23 protein-coding genes and 1 pseudogene are annotated in these 14726 nt (G+C 64.9%); all 24 read left to right on the top strand.

Translation table 11 applies throughout. From position 1 onward, the window contains the following. Positions 1-78 precede the first annotated feature (78 nt). The 24 genes and pseudogenes from rpsL to rplO all read left to right on the top strand — a co-directional run bounded on the left by rpsL (position 79) and on the right by rplO (position 14705). The gene (gene rpsL / locus FWJ47_RS01180) at positions 79-453 is read left to right on the top strand and encodes a 30S ribosomal protein S12 (RefSeq protein WP_147103093.1); all 375 of its coding nucleotides are present in this window, start codon (positions 79-81) and stop codon (positions 451-453) included. After that, complete coding sequence (gene rpsG / locus FWJ47_RS01175; RefSeq protein ID WP_147103091.1) at positions 453-923, top strand: 30S ribosomal protein S7; 471 nt, start codon at positions 453-455, stop codon at positions 921-923. The genes rpsL and rpsG overlap by 1 nt, the downstream gene beginning before the upstream one ends. Before the next feature lie 38 nt (positions 924-961). Beyond that, positions 962-3079, top strand: coding sequence for an elongation factor G (gene fusA, locus FWJ47_RS01170; RefSeq protein ID WP_281289227.1), 2118 nt, complete (start codon positions 962-964; stop codon positions 3077-3079). A 129-nt stretch (positions 3080-3208) separates the two neighbouring features. Then, entirely contained in the window at positions 3209-4399 is a 1191-nt protein-coding gene (gene tuf, locus FWJ47_RS01165; protein ID WP_147103087.1) for an elongation factor Tu, read from the top strand. 534 nt (positions 4400-4933) lie between these two features. Next, the gene (gene rpsJ / locus FWJ47_RS01160) at positions 4934-5242 is read left to right on the top strand and encodes a 30S ribosomal protein S10 (protein ID WP_022871716.1); all 309 of its coding nucleotides are present in this window, start codon (positions 4934-4936) and stop codon (positions 5240-5242) included. 18 nt (positions 5243-5260) lie between these two features. Beyond that, a complete protein-coding gene (gene rplC, locus FWJ47_RS01155; protein WP_147103085.1) occupies positions 5261-5923 on the top strand; it encodes a 50S ribosomal protein L3 in 663 nt (220 codons plus the stop codon). A 5-nt stretch (positions 5924-5928) separates the two neighbouring features. Next, positions 5929-6552 carry a 50S ribosomal protein L4 gene (gene rplD, locus FWJ47_RS01150; RefSeq protein WP_147103083.1) on the top strand — a complete coding sequence of 208 codons (624 nt, stop codon included), beginning with the start codon at positions 5929-5931 and terminating at the stop codon, positions 6550-6552. Further along, entirely contained in the window at positions 6549-6857 is a 309-nt protein-coding gene (rplW, locus tag FWJ47_RS01145) for a 50S ribosomal protein L23 (protein WP_147103081.1), read from the top strand. The genes rplD and rplW overlap by 4 nt, the downstream gene beginning before the upstream one ends. A gap of 36 nt (positions 6858-6893) precedes the next feature. Then, on the top strand, positions 6894-7730 hold the full coding sequence (gene rplB / locus FWJ47_RS01140) for a 50S ribosomal protein L2 (RefSeq protein ID WP_147103079.1): 837 nt from the start codon (positions 6894-6896) through the stop codon (positions 7728-7730). Positions 7731-7742: 12 nt separating this feature from the next. Continuing rightward, entirely contained in the window at positions 7743-8024 is a 282-nt protein-coding gene (gene rpsS, locus FWJ47_RS01135) for a 30S ribosomal protein S19 (RefSeq protein WP_146340969.1), read from the top strand. Between the two features lie 32 nt (positions 8025-8056). Next, the gene (gene rplV, locus FWJ47_RS01130; RefSeq protein WP_147103077.1) at positions 8057-8422 is read left to right on the top strand and encodes a 50S ribosomal protein L22; all 366 of its coding nucleotides are present in this window, start codon (positions 8057-8059) and stop codon (positions 8420-8422) included. Next, the gene (rpsC, locus tag FWJ47_RS01125) at positions 8422-9213 is read left to right on the top strand and encodes a 30S ribosomal protein S3 (protein WP_147103075.1); all 792 of its coding nucleotides are present in this window, start codon (positions 8422-8424) and stop codon (positions 9211-9213) included. The genes rplV and rpsC overlap by 1 nt, the downstream gene beginning before the upstream one ends. Continuing rightward, positions 9213-9629, top strand: a complete 417-nt coding sequence (gene rplP / locus FWJ47_RS01120) for a 50S ribosomal protein L16 (protein ID WP_147103073.1) — start codon at positions 9213-9215, stop codon at positions 9627-9629. The genes rpsC and rplP overlap by 1 nt, the downstream gene beginning before the upstream one ends. Before the next feature lies 1 nt (position 9630). Continuing rightward, positions 9631-9882, top strand: a pseudogene (gene rpmC, locus FWJ47_RS01115) (50S ribosomal protein L29); the annotation flags it as partial. Between the two features lie 5 nt (positions 9883-9887). After that, entirely contained in the window at positions 9888-10202 is a 315-nt protein-coding gene (gene rpsQ, locus FWJ47_RS01110) for a 30S ribosomal protein S17 (protein ID WP_147103068.1), read from the top strand. 346 nt (positions 10203-10548) lie between these two features. Continuing rightward, positions 10549-10920 (top strand): 50S ribosomal protein L14, encoded by a 372-nt coding sequence (rplN, locus tag FWJ47_RS01105; RefSeq protein WP_147103066.1) that lies wholly within the window; start codon positions 10549-10551, stop codon positions 10918-10920. A 3-nt stretch (positions 10921-10923) separates the two neighbouring features. After that, complete coding sequence (gene rplX, locus FWJ47_RS01100; RefSeq protein ID WP_147103064.1) at positions 10924-11253, top strand: 50S ribosomal protein L24; 330 nt, start codon at positions 10924-10926, stop codon at positions 11251-11253. Then, positions 11250-11822: a 50S ribosomal protein L5 gene (gene rplE / locus FWJ47_RS01095; protein ID WP_147103062.1), complete on the top strand. Its 573-nt coding sequence runs from the start codon at positions 11250-11252 to the stop codon at positions 11820-11822. The genes rplX and rplE overlap by 4 nt, the downstream gene beginning before the upstream one ends. Before the next feature lie 91 nt (positions 11823-11913). After that, positions 11914-12312, top strand: coding sequence for a 30S ribosomal protein S8 (rpsH, locus tag FWJ47_RS01090; protein ID WP_147103060.1), 399 nt, complete (start codon positions 11914-11916; stop codon positions 12310-12312). Positions 12313-12332: 20 nt separating this feature from the next. Next, on the top strand, positions 12333-12869 hold the full coding sequence (gene rplF / locus FWJ47_RS01085; protein ID WP_147103058.1) for a 50S ribosomal protein L6: 537 nt from the start codon (positions 12333-12335) through the stop codon (positions 12867-12869). A gap of 2 nt (positions 12870-12871) precedes the next feature. After that, positions 12872-13243 carry a 50S ribosomal protein L18 gene (gene rplR / locus FWJ47_RS01080; protein WP_147103056.1) on the top strand — a complete coding sequence of 124 codons (372 nt, stop codon included), beginning with the start codon at positions 12872-12874 and terminating at the stop codon, positions 13241-13243. Continuing rightward, on the top strand, positions 13240-13977 hold the full coding sequence (gene rpsE, locus FWJ47_RS01075; RefSeq protein WP_147103054.1) for a 30S ribosomal protein S5: 738 nt from the start codon (positions 13240-13242) through the stop codon (positions 13975-13977). The genes rplR and rpsE overlap by 4 nt, the downstream gene beginning before the upstream one ends. Positions 13978-13980: 3 nt before the next feature. Further along, positions 13981-14211 (top strand): 50S ribosomal protein L30, encoded by a 231-nt coding sequence (rpmD, locus tag FWJ47_RS01070; protein WP_147103051.1) that lies wholly within the window; start codon positions 13981-13983, stop codon positions 14209-14211. Then, positions 14211-14705, top strand: a complete 495-nt coding sequence (rplO, locus tag FWJ47_RS01065) for a 50S ribosomal protein L15 (protein WP_147103049.1) — start codon at positions 14211-14213, stop codon at positions 14703-14705. The genes rpmD and rplO overlap by 1 nt, the downstream gene beginning before the upstream one ends. The last annotated feature ends 21 nt before the right edge of the window (positions 14706-14726 follow it).

Here is a 14726-nt window from a genome sequence, read left to right as displayed (position 1 = left end):
CACCGGCAGGCCTCCCCTGCGCAGAGACGTGACCCGGCCGGCACGGCCATAAACCTCTGAACCAATGGAGAACAGATAGTGCCTACTATTCAGCAGCTGGTGCGCAAGGGCCGTCAGCCCAAGCCCACCAAGAACGCAACCCCTGCCCTGAAGGGCAGCCCCATGCGCCGCGGCGTCTGTACCCGCGTGTACACCACCACCCCCAAGAAGCCGAACTCCGCACTCCGCAAGGTCGCCCGTGTGCGCCTCGGCGGCGGGGTCGAGGTCACCGCGTACATCCCTGGTGAGGGCCACAACCTCCAGGAGCACTCCATCGTGCTGGTCCGCGGCGGCCGTGTGAAGGACCTCCCCGGTGTGCGCTACAAGATCGTCCGCGGAGCCCTCGACACCCAGGGTGTCAAGGGTCGCGGCCAGGCCCGCAGCCGCTACGGCGCGAAGAAGGAGAAGAAGTAATGCCTCGTAAGGGACCCGCGCCCAAGCGCCCCCTCGTCCAGGACCCGGTCCACGGCTCCCCGCTGGTCACCCAGCTGATCAACAAAGTGCTGATCGACGGCAAGAAGTCCACCGCTGAGCGCATCGTCTACGGTGCTCTCGACGGCGTCGCCGCAAAGACCGGCGAGAACGCCGTGGAGACCCTGAAGACCGCGATGGACAACATCCGTCCCGCGCTGGAGGTCCGCTCCCGCCGCGTCGGCGGCGCCACCTATCAGGTGCCCGTGGAGGTCAAGCCCGGCCGTGCGACGGCCCTCGCGCTGCGCTGGCTGGTCGGCTACTCCAAGGACCGCCGCGAGAAGACGATGACCGAGCGTCTGATGAACGAGATCCTGGATGCGTCCAACGGTCTCGGGGCGGCCGTGAAGCGCCGTGAGGACACCCACAAGATGGCAGAGGCCAACAAGGCCTTCGCCCACTACCGCTGGTAAGCACTACTTCCAGAAGCAACCACTTAAGGGGAAACACCGTGGCACAACAAGAGGTGCTCACTGACCTGAAGAAGGTCCGCAACATCGGCATCATGGCTCACATCGACGCCGGTAAGACCACCACCACCGAGCGCGTCCTGTTCTACACCGGTCTGAACCACAAGATCGGTGAGACTCATGATGGTGCGTCCACCACGGACTGGATGGATCAGGAGAAGGAGCGCGGCATCACCATCACCTCCGCCGCGGTGACCTGCTTCTGGGAGGACAACCAGATCAACATCATTGACACCCCCGGCCACGTCGACTTCACCGTCGAGGTGGAGCGTGCGCTGCGCGTCCTCGACGGCGCAGTCGCCGTGTTCGACGGCAAGGAGGGTGTGGAGCCGCAGTCCGAGACCGTGTGGCGCCAGGCGGACAAGTACAACGTGCCGCGCATCTGCTTCGTCAACAAGATGGACAAGCTGGGCGCTGACTTCTACTTCACCGTCGACACCATCAAGGATCGCCTCGGCGCCAAGCCGCTGGTGATGCAGCTGCCGATCGGCTCCGAGTCCGACTTCGTCGGCGTGATCGACGTTCTGAACCAGCAGGCTCTGGTGTGGCCCGGCGATGCCAAGGGCGATGTGACCATGGGTGCCCAGTACGAGACCCGCGAGATCCCGGACGAGCTCAAGGAGCGTGCTGAGGAGTACCGCAATGAGCTCATCGAGAACGTGGCTGAGGCCGACGAGGAGCTCATGGAGAAGTACCTCGGCGGTGAGGAGCTCACCGTCGACGAGCTCAAGGCCGGCATCCGGAAGCTGACCATCGAGGGTGAGGCGTACCCGGTCTTCTGCGGATCCGCCTTCAAGAACCGCGGTGTCCAGCCCATGCTCGACGCTGTCGTGGACTACCTGCCCGCCCCGGCGGACATGGACTCCATGGAGGGCCACAAGCCTGGCGACGAGGAAGTGTCGATGACCCGTAAGCCGGGCAAGGACGAGCCGTTCTCCGCCCTGGCGTTCAAGATTGCGGCTCACCCGTTCTTCGGGCAGCTGACCTTCATCCGCGTCTACTCCGGCAAGCTGTCCTCCGGCGCGCAGATCCTCAACTCCACCAAGGGGAAGAAGGAGCGCATCGGAAAGCTCTTCCAGATGCACGCCAACAAGGAGAACCCGGTTGAGGAGATCCAGGCCGGGCACATCTACGCGGTGATCGGTCTCAAGGACACCACCACCGGTGACACGCTCTGTGACCCGAACGAACCGATCGTCCTGGAGTCCATGAGCTTCCCGGAGCCGGTGATCTCCGTGGCCATCGAGCCCAAGTCCAAGGGCGACCAGGAGAAGCTGTCCACCGCGATCCAGAAGCTGGCCGCCGAGGACCCGACCTTCACGGTCACCCAGAATGACGAGACCGGCCAGACTGAGATCGGCGGCATGGGCGAGCTTCACCTGGACATCCTGGTGGACCGCATGAAGCGCGAGTTCAAGGTCGAGGCCAACGTCGGCAAGCCGCAGGTGGCTTACCGCGAGACCATCAAGAAGCCTGTCCAGAAGGTGGAGTACACCCACAAGAAGCAGACCGGCGGCTCCGGCCAGTTCGCGAAGGTCATCGTGGACTTCGAGCCCCTGGACACTTCCGAAGGCGAGCTCTACGAGTTCGACAACGCTGTGACCGGCGGCCGCATCCCCCGCGAGTACATTCCCTCGGTGGATGCCGGCATCCAGGATGCGATGCAGCTCGGAGTGCTGGCCGGCTACCCGATGGTGGGCGTCAAGGCCCGCCTGACGGATGGTCAGTACCACGACGTCGACTCCTCCGAGATGGCGTTCAAGCTCGCCGGCTCCCAGGTCTTCAAGGAAGGTGCCAAGCGCGCCAACCCGGTCCTGCTTGAGCCCAGGATGGCCGTTGAGGTCCGGACTCCTGAGGAGTACATGGGCGACGTCATCGGTGATCTGAACTCCCGCCGCGGTCAGATCCAGTCCATGGATGACGCGGCCGGCGTGAAGGTCATCAAGGCTGGCGTGCCGCTGTCGGAGATGTTCGGCTACATCGGCGAGCTGCGCTCCCGCACTCAGGGGCGCGCAGTGTTCACGATGACCTTCGACTCCTACGCCGAGGTTCCCAAGGCTGTGGCGGAAGAGATCATCGAGAAGTCCCGGGGCGAGTAGCCCACTGGCCGGATAAGGTCAATTTCAAGAAACACCCCGTTATTTAGTAGACTTCCGAGAGTTTCAGCCTGGGACGCCCCTGTGCCTGAAAGAAGTCTTCTTCACCAACACGTTCTATAGGAGGAACCTGTGGCCAAGGCAAAGTTCGAGCGGAGCAAGCCGCACCTCAACATCGGCACCATCGGTCACGTCGACCACGGCAAGACCACCCTGACTGCTGCCATCTCCAAGGTCCTGGGGGACAAGTACCCGGAGCTGAACGAGCAGCGTGACTTCGCCTCCATCGACAACGCACCCGAGGAGCGCGAGCGCGGCATCACCATCAACGTGTCCCACGTTGAGTACCAGACGGAGAAGCGCCACTACGCACACGTCGACGCTCCCGGCCACGCTGACTACGTGAAGAACATGATCACGGGTGCCGCTCAGATGGACGGCGCCATCCTCGTGGTCGCCGCCACCGACGGTCCGATGGCTCAGACCCGTGAGCACGTCCTGCTGGCCAAGCAGGTCGGCGTCCCCGCTCTGCTGGTCGCTCTGAACAAGGCCGACATGGTGGAGGACGAGGAGCTGCTGGACCTCGTTGAGATGGAGGTCCGGGAGCTGCTCTCCGACCAGGACTTCGACGGTGACAACGCTCCCGTGGTGCGCACCTCCGGCCTGAAGGCTCTTGAGGGCGACGCCGAGTGGGTCAAGTCTGTTGAGGACCTGATGGAGCAGGTCGACGAGTTCATCCCCGAGCCGGAGCGTGACAAGGACAAGCCGTTCCTCATGCCCATCGAGGACGTCTTCACCATCACCGGCCGCGGCACCGTGGTGACTGGACGCGCCGAGCGCGGCACCCTGAAGATCAACTCCGAGATCGAGATCCTCGGCATCCGCGAGAAGCAGAAGACCACCGTCACCGGCATCGAGATGTTCCACAAGCAGCTTGACGAGGCATGGGCCGGCGAGAACTGTGGCCTGCTGCTGCGCGGTCTGAAGCGTGACGACGTCGAGCGTGGTCAGGTGGTGGCAGCTCCCGGCTCCATCACCCCGCACACCAAGTTCGAGGCCAACGTCTACATCCTCTCCAAGGATGAGGGCGGGCGTCACAACCCCTTCTACACCAACTACCGTCCGCAGTTCTACTTCCGGACCACCGACGTCACCGGTGTCATCGAGCTGCCCGAGGGCACCGAGATGGTCATGCCCGGTGACAACACCGAGATGTCCGTCGAGCTCATCCAGCCCATCGCCATGGAGGAGGGCCTCGGCTTCGCCATCCGTGAGGGCGGCCGCACCGTTGGCTCCGGCAAGGTCACCAAGATCGTTGAGTGATCTGCTGTCCTAGGCTGCTCAAGGTGGCCCCGGCGCTGTGCGCCGGATAACTCCTTGAGGGACTCGAGAGGCCCCCGGCACCGTGAAGGTGCCGGGGGCCTCTCGCATGCGCTGTCGCCTGTTCGCGGCAGGCTTGGGGGTCATGTCCTATGGGTGGGTTTGCATACGGCAGTCCCGCCGTGGCACTATAGACAAGTTGCTCGCCGCCGGGACCACGTGCGCCCAGCTGTGCAGCAGACAAGCTATACAAACCACCCCGACCATACCGCGGGTGCCGCTGTGCGCTCTCACCAGCGCATCGTAAGCGACACGCCCGACCGCGGGGGCCGGAAGCCTACAGGGTGAGGAACCCGTCGGAATCGGCGGATTCACTCTGTTCGGCCAGACCAGAACTGCAGAAGGTGTTGACAGCTTCACTGTCGGCCGCTCGTCGGCCGCGCCCCCTCTCTTGGGGTTGGAGTCCGCATCGTCTCTGCAGCCCGGGGCTGGCCGCATTGAGGACGTACTGCAAGGACCACAGAGAGGCTCAATGCCATGGCGGGACAGAAAATCCGCATCCGGCTGAAGTCGTACGACCACGAGGTCATTGACACCTCGGCTCGGAAGATCGTCGACACGGTCACGCGCGCAGGCGCCACGGTGGTCGGCCCCGTGCCGCTGCCGACTGAGAAGAACGTCTACGCCGTGATTCGTTCACCTCACAAGTACAAAGATTCTCGCGAGCATTTCGAGATGCGCACCCACAAGCGCCTGATCGACATCGTGGACCCCACGCCCAAGGCCGTGGACTCACTGATGCGTCTCGACCTGCCCGCTGACGTCAACATCGAGATCAAGCTCTGAGAGGGAGGTGCCTGAACAATGAGCAACATTTCTCGCGTTGAGCTGCCCGTCAAGGGTCTGCTGGGCACCAAGCTCGGCATGACACAGGTCTGGGACGAGGACCACAACCTCGTGCCGGTCACCGTGATCCAGGCTGACTCCAACGTCATCACTCAGATCCGCAGCGAAGACTCTGACGGCTACAGCGCCGTGCAGATCGGCTTCGGCGCCATCGACCCCCGCAAGGTGACCAAGCCCCTGGCAGGCCACTTCGCCAAGGCCGGTGTGACCCCCCGCCGCCACGTGGTTGAGATCCGCACCGCGGATGCCGCTGACTACGAGCTCGGCCAGGACCTCTCCGTGGATGCCTTCGAGGCAGGCCAGAAGGTCGACGTCGTCGGCAAGACCAAGGGCAAGGGCTTCGCCGGCGTCATGAAGCGTCACGGCTTCGCCGGCGTCGGCGCATCCCACGGCCAGCACAAGAACCACCGCAAGCCCGGCGCCATCGGTATGGCAGCGACCCCGGGCCGCGTGTTCAAGGGTCTGCGGATGGCCGGCAAGATGGGCAACGCCCGTCACACCACCCACAACCTCACCGTCCACGCCGTGGACGCGGAGAAGGGCCTGCTGCTGCTGAAGGGTGCCGTTCCCGGCTCCCGCGGCGGCACCATCCTCGTCCGCACGGCCGTGAAGGGAGCATGATCCACATGGCTAAGAAAGTTACTGTCGATCTCCCCGGCGCCATCTTCGACGTCGAGACCAAGCCCGCGCTGATCCACCAGGTGGTTGTGGCGCAGCAGGCTGCTGCTCGTCAGGGCACCAGCAAGGTCAAGACCCGCTCCGAGGTCTCCGGGACCACCGCCAAGCCGTTCCGCCAGAAGGGCACCGGCCGCGCCCGTCAGGGTTCGATGATCGCCCCGCACATGATCGGTGGCGGCGTCGTGCACGGGCCCACTCCGCGCTCCTACGAGCAGCGGACCCCCAAGAAGATGAAGGCAGCCGCTCTGCGCGGGGCCCTCTCCGACCGGGCCCGGAATGGCCGCGTGCACGTCCTGGACGCCATCGGCGGCGAAACCCCCTCCACCAAGGCCGGCAAGGAGGCCCTGGCAGCTGTGGGCGTCGCCCGCAACTGGCTCGTGGTCATCGGCCGCGAGGAGGACAGCGCTGCGCTGAGCCTGCGCAACCTGCCCGAGGTGCACACCCTCTACGCAGACCAGCTGAACACCTACGACGTCGTCGTCTCCGACGAGGTCGTGTTCACCCAGGCCGGCTACGACGCCTTTCTCGCCCACGCTGAAGGCGGCCAGAAGGACAAGGAGGAGGCCAAGTGAGCGCCACCATCAATAAGGACCCGCGTGATGTGATCATCGCTCCGGTGATCTCCGAGAAGTCCTACAACAACATCGACGAGGGCAAGTACACCTTCCTGGTGGCCCCCGGCTCGAGCAAGACCGAGATCAAGTACGCCGTGGAGCAGATCTTCAGCGTCAAGGTCGACAAGGTCAACACCATCAACCGCGAGGGCAAGCGCCGCCGCACCCGCTTCGGCTGGGGCAAGCGCAACGACACCAAGCGCGCGATCCTCACCCTCAAAGAGGGCTACGCAATCGACATCTTCGGAGGAGCCGCAGCCTGACCGGCTGCCGGCACCACTTGATCGAAGGAAGAGCACATGGCAATTCGTAACCTCAAGCCGACCACCCCGGGCCAGCGCGGCTCGTCCGTGGCCGACTTCGCAGAGATCACTCGGGACACCCCCGAGAAGTCCCTGCTCAAGCCGCTGACCAAGACCGGCGGCCGCAACGGCCAGGGCAAGATCACCACCCGTCACAAGGGCGGCGGCCACAAGCGCCAGTACCGCGTGATCGACTTCCGCCGCTCCGACAAGGACGGTGTGCCCGCCAAGGTCGCCCACATCGAGTACGACCCCAACCGCACCGCACGCATCGCGCTGCTGCACTTCGCAGACGGCACCAAGCGCTACATCCTGGCTCCCGCCAAGCTGAATCAGGGCGACGCGATCGAGTCCGGCCCCAACGCGGACATCAAGCCCGGCAACAACCTGCCGCTGCGCAACATCCCCCTGGGCACGGTCATCCACGCAGTGGAGCTGCGCCCAGGAGGCGGAGCGAAGCTCGGCCGCTCCGCAGGAGCCTCCATCCAGCTGGTGGCCCGCGAGGGCAAGTACGCCCAGCTGCGTCTGCCCTCCGGCGAGGTCCGCAACGTTGACGTGCGCTGCCGTGCCACGGTCGGACAGGTCGGCAACGCCGAGCAGTCCAACATCAACTGGGGCAAGGCAGGCCGAAACCGTTGGAAGGGCATCCGTCCGACCGTCCGCGGTGTGGTCATGAACCCTGTCGACCACCCGCACGGCGGCGGTGAGGGCAAGACCTCCGGCGGTCGCCACCCGGTCAACCCCAACGGCAAGCCCGAGGGCCGCACTCGTCGTCCCAACAAGGAAAGCGACAAGCTCATCGTGCGTCGCCGTCGTACCAAGAACAAGCGATAGGAGCCTGGAAACATGCCACGCAGCTTGAAGAAGGGCCCCTTCGTTGATCAGCACCTGTTCCTCAAGGTCCAGGCTGAGAACGAAAAGGGCACCAAGAACGTCATCAAGACCTGGTCCCGCCGTTCCATGATCATCCCGGACATGCTCGGCCACACCATTGCCGTGCACGACGGACGCAAGCACATTCCCGTGTTCATCACGGAGTCGATGGTCGGGCACAAGCTCGGCGAATTCGCTCTGACCCGCACATTCCGCGGACATGTGAAGGACGACAAGAAGGGCAAGCGCCGCTGAGCGGGGCTGCACTTCAGGAAAGAAGGAGAGCAATGGAAGCCAAGGCAATTGCGCGCTACCTGCGTGTGACGCCTATGAAGGCCCGGCGCGTCGTCGACCTTGTCCGCGGCAAGCAGGCCAATGAGGCACTGGCCATTCTGCAGTTCGCCCCGCAGGGCGCTTCGGAGCCGGTGTACAAGGTGGTCGCATCAGCGCTGGCCAACGCACGTCAGCATGCTGACCGTGCAGGTGCGGCCTTCAACGAGGACGACTACGTCATCACTGAGGCCCGGGTGGACGAAGGACCGACCATGAAGCGGTTCCGCCCCCGCGCTCAGGGACGTGCCTTCCGCATCAACAAGCGCACCAGCCACGTGACCATCGTGGTCGGCACAGAAGAGAAAGGTGGGGATCAGTAGTGGGACAGAAGATCAACCCCAATGGTTTCCGTCTGGGCATCACCACTGACCACGTCACCCGCTGGTACGCCGACTCGAGCAAGCCGGGTCAGCGGTACAAGGACTACGTGAAGGAAGATGCCCAGATCCGTGAGCTGCTCGAGAAGAGCGTAGAGCGCGCCGGCATCTCCCGTGTGGAGATTGAGCGCACTCGTGACAGGGTCCGTGTTGACATCCACACCGCCCGTCCCGGCATCGTCATCGGTCGCCGCGGCGCCGAGGCTGACCGGATCCGCGGTGCGCTGGAGAAGCTCACCAACAAGCAGATTCAGCTCAACATCCTTGAGGTGAAGAACCCCGAGACCGATGCTCAGCTCGTCGCACAGGGCGTCGCTGAGCAGCTGGCCGCCCGTGTGGCCTTCCGCCGCGCCATGAAGAAGGCCATCTCCTCCGCCATGCGCGCCGGTGCCAAGGGTATTCGTATCCAGTGCGCCGGCCGACTCGGCGGCGCTGAGATGTCCCGCTCCGAGTTCTACCGCGAAGGCCGTGTGCCGCTGCACACCCTGCGCGCCAACATCGACTTCGGCAAGCACGAGGCCAAGACGACCTTCGGCCGCATCGGCGTGAAGGTCTGGGTCTACAAGGGCGACCTCACCGCCAAGGAGCTGGCTGCCCAGCAGGCATCCCAGCCCTCCGGCCGCGGCGGTGCCCGCGGAGGCCGGAACGAGCGCGGCGGTGAACGTCGTCGTCGCGGCGGCGGACGCCGTGACGAGGCTGCCGCAGCACCTGCCGCAGAAGGAGGGCAGAACTGATGCTGATGCCTAAGCGCGTCAAGTACCGCAAGCCGCACAAGCCCAAGCGCGGCGGCATGGCCAAGGGCGGCACCGAGCTGGCCTTCGGCGAGTACGGTATCCAGGCACTGGCCCCGGCCTACGTGACCAACCGCCAGATCGAATCGGCTCGTATTGCCATGACCCGTCACATCAAGCGCGGCGGCAAGGTCTGGATCAACATCTACCCCGACCACCCGCTCACCAAGAAGCCCGCCGAGGTCCGCATGGGCTCCGGCAAGGGCTCCCCCGAGTGGTGGGTCGCCAACGTCAAGCCCGGACGAGTGATGTTCGAGCTGTCCGGTGTCAGCGAAGAGGTCGCCAAGGAGGCCCTGCGTCTGGCAATCCACAAGCTGCCGATGAAGGCACGCGTCATCAGCCGAGAGAGTGGTGAGTGAAATGGCAGTCGGATCCAAGGACCTGACCGTGGAGAAGCTTGCCCAGTTGGAGGACTCCGAGCTCTCCGAGCACCTCCGCGGTGCCAAGGAGGAGCTGTTCAACCTCCGCTTCCAGCACGCCACCGGGCAGCTGGAGAACTCAGCCCGCCTGAAGGCTGTCAAGCGAGACATCGCCCGCATCTACACGGTGCTGCGCGAGCGCGAGCTCGGCATCCGTGAGGCCGCGGCCGAGGCCGAGAAGGAGACTGAGGACTGAGTATGAGCAAGCAGGACACCACCGCCGCAGCGCCGGCGAACAAAGCGCAGAGCGACGCCGCCTCTGAGCGCAACTACCGCAAGAACCTTCGCGGCGTCGTCGTCTCCGACAAAATGGAGAAGACGATCGTCGTAGAGGTCGAGGACCGCATGAAGCACTCCCTGTACGGGAAGGTCATGAAGCGGCACACCAAGTTCAAGGCTCACGACGAGAACGGCGAGGCCGGCATCGGCGACACCGTTCAGATCTCTGAGACCCGCCCCCTGTCCGCCACCAAGCGGTGGCGCCTGGTGCGGATCATCGAGAAGGCGAAGTAACGCCTCGAGCCCGCTGAGCAGCGAAAAGGGACCGGACCCCGTGTTTTGGGGTCCGGTCCCTTTTTCTGTATGATAGTGAAATTGTGCGCCCGTGTGCGTTGGTTTCGTCATGATTCCGCCGCGGACAGCGCATGTCCCCCAATGTCGCCTCGGCCAGTGACAGGGCCCGCAGCGTGATGGTCGGCAGTTCCGCTGCCACTGACCTGAAGGCAGCTGTTCGGGCCCAAAGACCGGATCCGCCCGGTCTCGCTCACTGGGAAAGCGACGGGGGAGAACACCCGTATTTCTATATGTTCCACAAGGCTCGCGTGCGCGTGAGAACCAGTAGGACGACAGGAGAAACCACGTGATTCAGCAGGAATCGCGGCTGAAGATCGCCGACAACACCGGTGCCAAGGAAATCCTTGTCATCCGTGTGCTCGGCGGATCCGGACGCCGCTACGCAGGCATCGGTGACACATTCGTCGCCACCGTCAAAGACGCCATCCCCGGCGGGAACGTCAAGAAGGGCGACGTCGTCAAGGCCGTCGTCGTCCGGTCGAAGAAGAAGGCACGTCGCAACGACGGCTCCTACATCTCCTTCGACGAGAACGCCGCCGTCATTCTCAAGGGTGACACTCAGGACCCGCGCGGCACCCGTATCTTCGGGCCCGTGGGCCGTGAGCTTCGCGACAGCAAGTTCATGAAGATCGTCTCCCTGGCTCCGGAGGTGCTGTAACCCATGGCAGCAAAGATCAAGAAGGACGACCTCGTCCAGGTGCTCACCGGCAAGGACAAAGGCAAGCAGGGCAAGGTGCTGGAGGTGCTCCCCAAGCGCGACCGGGTGGTCGTCGAGGGGATCAACCGGATGAAGCGCCACCTCCGTGCCGGTCAGTTCGGCAGCACTGAGGGCGGCATCGTCGAGTCCGAGGCTCCCATCCACGTCTCCAACGTCGCCGTCGTCGACCCCGAGTCCGGTCAGCCGACCCGCGTCGGCTTCCGCGTCGAGGAGGCAGACGGCGAGACCAAGAAGGTCCGCTACGCCAAGGCCTCCGGGAAGGAGCTGTCATGACCGAGACCGTCAACGAGACCAAGATGACTCCGCGGCTGAAGACCAAGTACCGCGAGGAGATCCGCAGCTCCCTGCAGGGCGAGTTCGAGTACGCCAACGTGATGCAGATCCCGGGGCTGGTCAAGGTCGTGGTGAACATGGGCGTCGGCGAGGCAGCTCGCGACTCCAAGCTCATCGACGGCGCCGTGACCGACCTGACCAGCATCACCGGCCAGAAGCCCAAGGTCACTCGGGCACGGAAGTCCATCGCGCAGTTCAAGCTGCGTGAGGGCCAGCCGATCGGCACGCACACTACGCTGCGCGGAGACCGCATGTGGGAGTTCGTGGACCGTCTGGTCACCTTCGCACTGCCCCGCATCCGCGACTTCCGGGGCCTGAGCCCCAAGCAGTTCGACGGCAACGGCAACTACACCTTCGGTCTGAACGACCAGTCGGTCTTCCACGAGATCGACCAGGACAAGATCGACCGTCCCCGCGGTATGGACATCACCGTGGTGACCACTGCGAGCACCGACGAGGAGGGCCGGGCGCTGCTTCGCGCACTGGGCTTCCCGTTCAAGCAGGACTGACTCCTTAACGAAAACGACGTCGTAGGTCCCCCCACCAGAGCTCGACTCCGGAGGGGGAGAAACCGCGGCGAGGAAGGGCACACGCCCCAATATGACGATGACCGATCCCGTCGCAGACATGCTGACGCGTCTGCGCAACGCCAACTCGGCCTTCCACGACCAGGTGTCCATGCCCAGCTCCAAGCTGAAGGTGCGGATTGCCGACATCCTGAAGGCGGAGGGCTACATCACCGACTGGCGCGAGGAAGAGGCCGAAGTCGGCAAGACCCTCGTGATCGACCTGAAGTTCGGTCCGAACCGTGAGCGTTCGATCGCCGGCCTGCGCCGGATCTCCAAGCCGGGCCTGCGGGTCTACGCGAAGTCCAACAACCTCCCGCACGTGCTGGGCGGCCTGGGCATCGCCATCCTGTCCACATCCTCCGGTCTTCTGACCGACCGGCAGGCAGGCAAGAAGGGCGTAGGCGGAGAAGTTCTCGCCTACGTCTGGTAACCGGAAGGAGCGCACCAGAAATGTCACGAATTGGTCGACTTCCGATCACCGTTCCCTCCGGAGTTGAGGTCAAGCTCGACGGCCGCGAGGTGACCGTCAAGGGCTCGAAGGGCGAGCTCTCCCGCACCATCGCGCAGGGCATCACCCTGGAGATCGAGGATGGCACCATCACGGTCAACCGTCCCGACGACTCCCGCGAGGCCCGCTCCCTGCACGGCCTGACCCGCAGCCTGATCAACAACATGATCATCGGCGTCACCGACGGCTTCACCAAGAAGCTTGAGATCGTCGGCACCGGCTACCGCGTCCAGGCCAAAGGCAGCGACCTCGAGTTCGCACTGGGCTACTCCCACCCTGTTCCGGTTGAGGCCCCTGACGGGATCACCTTCACCGTCGAGGGTGCGAACAAGCTCGCCGTCACAGGCATCGACAAGCAGCAGGTCGGCGAAGTCGCCGCGAACATCCGCAAACTGCGCCGCCCCGACCCGTACAAGGGCAAAGGCGTGCGCTACGAGGGCGAGCAGCTTCGCCGCAAGGCCGGAAAGGCAGGTAAGTAATCATGGCTATCGGTATCAAGGGCAAGTCCAAGTCCGCTGCCCGCGGCCGGCGCCACCTGCGCCTGCGCAAGAAGGTCTCCGGCACCGCCGAGCGGCCGCGCCTGGTGGTCAACCGCTCCTCCCGCCACATGGTGGCCCAGGTGGTCAACGACCTCGAGTCCCACACCGTGGTCTCCGCCACCACCATGGAGGCAGACCTTCGGAGCTTCGACGGCGACAAGACTGCCAAGGCCAAGCGCGTGGGCGAGCTCATCGCCGAGCGGGCCAAGGCTGCCGGCATTGAGGCCGTGGTCTTTGACCGCGGCGGCAACAAGTACCACGGCCGCGTGGCCGCCGTCGCCGACGGCGCCCGGGAAGGTGGGCTGAAGCTGTGAGCGAGAACACCAACGAGAAGGACGCACAGGTGACTGAGGCGAACGAGACCACCGAGGCAGCTGCCCAGCAGCAGCCCCAGTCCGAGAACACCCAGAGCCAGGGCCGCAGCGAACGCTCCGGCGGGCGTGACGGCGGCCGCGGAGGTCGCCGTGAGGGCGGCCGCGGAGGCCGCGGGGGAGGCCGCGACGACGACCGGGACAAGTTCCTCGAGCGCGTCGTGACCATCAACCGTGTCTCCAAGGTCGTCAAGGGCGGTCGTCGCTTCAGCTTCACCGCGCTTGTGGTCGTGGGCGACGGCGACGGAACCGTCGGCGTCGGCTACGGCAAGGCCAAAGAGGTTCCCGCCGCGATCCAGAAGGGCGTCGAGGAGGCCAAGAAGAGCTTCTTCCGCGTGCCTCGCGTCGGCTCGACCATTCCGCACCTGGTCAAGGGTGAGGACGCAGCCGGCGTCGTGCTGCTGCGCCCCGCATCCGCAGGTACCGGTGTGATCGCCGGCGGTCCCGTGCGTGCCGTGCTTGAGTGTGCAGGCATCCACGATGTGCTGACCAAGTCCATGGGCTCGGTCAACGCGATCAACATCGTTCACGGAACCATCGACGCTCTGAAGCAGCTCGAGGAGCCCGAGGCTGTGGCAGCCCGCCGCGGCAAGTCCCTCGACGAGGTCGCCCCGGCCCCCATGGTCAGGACCATGCAGGCCGACCGTGAGGCCCGCGCTCAGAAGGCAGGTGCATAAGCAATGGCACAGAAGATCCAGCACAGCACCGCACCGGACTTCAAACCTTCCGATGCGACGCTGGAGATCACCCAGATCAAGTCCACCATCGGTGCCAAGCCGGCCCATCGCGAGACTGTCCGGTCCCTCGGCCTGAAGCGCATCCACCACACCGTGGTGCGCCAGGCCGACCCGGTCACCGTGGGCATGCTCAACGCGGTCAAGCACCTCGTCAAGGTTGAGGAGACCAAGTAATGGCAGAGAACACCCCCGCAGAGGGCGATGTCCTCAAGCTGCACGACCTGAAGCCTGCTCCGGGCTCCCGCAAGGCCCGCACCCGTGTGGGCCGCGGTGAGGCCTCCAAGGGCAAGACCGCGGGTCGCGGCACCAAGGGCACCAAGGCCCGCTACCAGGTTCGGCCCGGCTTCGAGGGCGGTCAGCTTCCGCTGCACATGCGCCTCCCGAAGCTCCGCGGCTTCAAGAACCCCTTCCGGGTCGAGTACTCCCCGGTGAACGTCGGCAAGCTGGCCGAGGTCTACCCCGAGGGCGGCGAGGTCACAGCATCCGACCTCATCGCCAAGGGCCTGGCCCGCAAAGGCCAGCCGGTGAAGATTCTCGGCACCGGCGAGATCTCCGCCGCGCTGACGGTGAAGGCTCACGCCTTCTCCGGCTCCGCGGAGCAGAAGATCACCGCAGTCGGCGGGTCCGTTGAGACCCTGCCGGTGAAGGGCGCTCCGAAGCCGGAGTGAAGAAGCCCCTGACGTGAGACG

It is taken from the genome of Nesterenkonia populi (assembly GCF_007994735.1).
Lineage (GTDB): Bacteria > Actinomycetota > Actinomycetes > Actinomycetales > Micrococcaceae > Nesterenkonia > Nesterenkonia populi.
The sequence above is the reverse complement of the archived record's forward strand: the minus strand, read 5'-3'. Positions and strand labels throughout refer to the sequence as shown.